1 protein-coding gene and 1 pseudogene are annotated in these 1928 nt (G+C 69.9%); both read right to left on the bottom strand.

Translation table 11 applies throughout. From position 1 onward, the window contains the following. Positions 1-898: pseudogene (locus ACFVZH_RS40265) on the bottom strand (hypothetical protein); the annotation flags it as partial. 180 nt (positions 899-1078) lie between these two features. Continuing rightward, positions 1079-1645: a hypothetical protein gene (locus ACFVZH_RS40260; RefSeq protein WP_384905603.1), complete on the bottom strand. Its 567-nt coding sequence runs from the start codon at positions 1643-1645 to the stop codon at positions 1079-1081. Positions 1646-1928: the final 283 nt, after the last annotated feature.

Here is a 1928-nt window from a genome sequence, read left to right as displayed (position 1 = left end):
TCTTGATGCCGTGGCCGCGGTAGGTGGGCGGGAGCTGGTGCAGCCGCATCGCCTGGATCCCCCAGCCGGTCACCGCACGTCCCGGAAACCCTTCGAACGTCTCCGCCAGCGCCCGCACCTCGACAATGATCTCCCCGCCGCCGCCACTCGTGGAGCGGGGGTGATCGATATGCCGCGGCCAGTAACCGGACACCGGACGGACATACAGAGCCCGCAGAGTGGCAGGAATGTCCGTAGCGAGCTGCAGGCTCACCTGGCCGTTCCCGTCGGTCACCCCATGCACGGATGCTGCGCCGACCGCCCACACATGGGCGCCGGGCAGCACCCCACCGTCGCTGCCCCTGACCAGCACACGGATGTGCGCGGGCTCCTGGAGCGTCACCGCCAGCATGGGATCCAGCAGCGGCGTCGCGTTCACGCCGCCCAGCGCCGGGACAGGGGTGTAGGAGAGAGGCTGGTCGATCTCGACGACGACCTGTGGGTTCGCTGCCAGCGCGCGGGCCCGATCCTCCGGCATCGCCACCACCGCCACCGGTGGGCAGGCCGGGTGAGGCTCGGCGATCGCACCCAGACCCCGCGAACGCGCCAGCCGCACCTGCGCCACAGGTTCCACGTCGGGATCTTCCTCCAGCAGCGCGAACAGCGCCGAAGCCTCGATCGGCGGCACACCGCCGCCCAGCAGCCCCACTGGCCGCGGCGCCACCAGATACCTGCGCCACCCCGCCCGCACATCCTGGGCCCGGCTCTGCGACGCGACCTGCTCACGCCGCTCCTGCCCCCGCCCTTCACCCGCCTCGTCCGCAGCCCTGGAGGGCCTGGCCTGATCGCTCCGCCCACCGCCGGGCTTCACCCCGCCGCCGTTGCCCGGCTTCACACCACTGCCGCCCTGCTCACTCATCAGCCAACCGCCATCTCACCTGTCGTGCCCCGAGAAGATCGCCGGTGGGAACGGGCATCATCAGACCCGCTCCCACCAGCCAGCCGCCCACGTCCCGGATCTCGGGAATCCGGCGGGGCAGCGGACGGCCGGACAGGCCCAGCACCCTCTTCGAGGATGGGGCACCGCCCAGCCGGGGTCTCACATGCCCGGCTGCTGACCGAACTGCCCCTGGCCCATGCCCGGGAACTGACCGAACTGACCAGACTGGCCCCGCATTTGCTGCTCCCACGGCTGCTGACCGGACTGCCCCTGACCAAGCTGGCCGAACTCGCTCATCTGGCTACCCTGGCCCTGGCCGGTGATCTGCCCCAGCGCCATGTGCACAATGGGAGCGATCCGGCCGGCGCACTCAGCCAGCACCTGGCCGAACATGTGCGGCGGGATCTGCCCCTGCGACTGGATCCCCATCAGGATCTGCGGGTCCATCCGCAACTGCTCCACCACCGCCGACAGAGCACTCGCCGCACACTTCAGCGACAGCTCCGTCACCAGCATCGGCAACTGCTGCTGCCTCTGCTGAGCGAACTGCCCCGAGCCCTGCTGGCCCCAGGACTGCTCCTGGCCACCGAGGCTGAGGCCCGGCTGCGCCTGGCCCTGGCCCTGGCCCTGCCAAGGCTGCTGAGCGAACGCGGCCTGACCGAACTGCTGGCCATATGGCTGCTGCGCCTGAGGCTGGCCGATCTGCTGAGGCGTGTAGACGGACATACGGGACTCCTCTTTGAGTTCCAGCGGACGAAACGGCGAAACCGGAACCCCGGCCCACCGCACTCGCAGCAAACCACCAACCGACCAAGAACACATTCCGGGACATACGGCCATCAGGAGTAGCCACAGCACCACACGCACGCAGTCTCGGCCCCACCGGTCACTCCGTGCCCGTGCTTGTGGCGTGGCCACCCGCGTGAGAGCGCCGACCGGGGGTGCGCGCACGCCCGGATCAAGATTAGAAACCTTCGCGCAGCCGAGTGGGCCAACTGCTGCCCGGGAC

Origin of the sequence: Streptomyces sp. NPDC059534 (genome assembly GCF_042743475.1) — a bacterium.
Taxonomy (GTDB): domain Bacteria; phylum Actinomycetota; class Actinomycetes; order Streptomycetales; family Streptomycetaceae; genus Streptomyces.
Note: the sequence above shows the minus strand (reverse complement) of the source record. Positions and strands in the feature narration are given on the sequence as shown.

Excerpts from the sequence above, each read along its gene's own strand:
- ACFVZH_RS40260 (WP_384905603.1), bottom strand. The coding sequence starts at position 1,645 with ATGTCCGTCTACACGCCTCAGCAGATCGGCCAGCCTCAGGCGCAGCAG.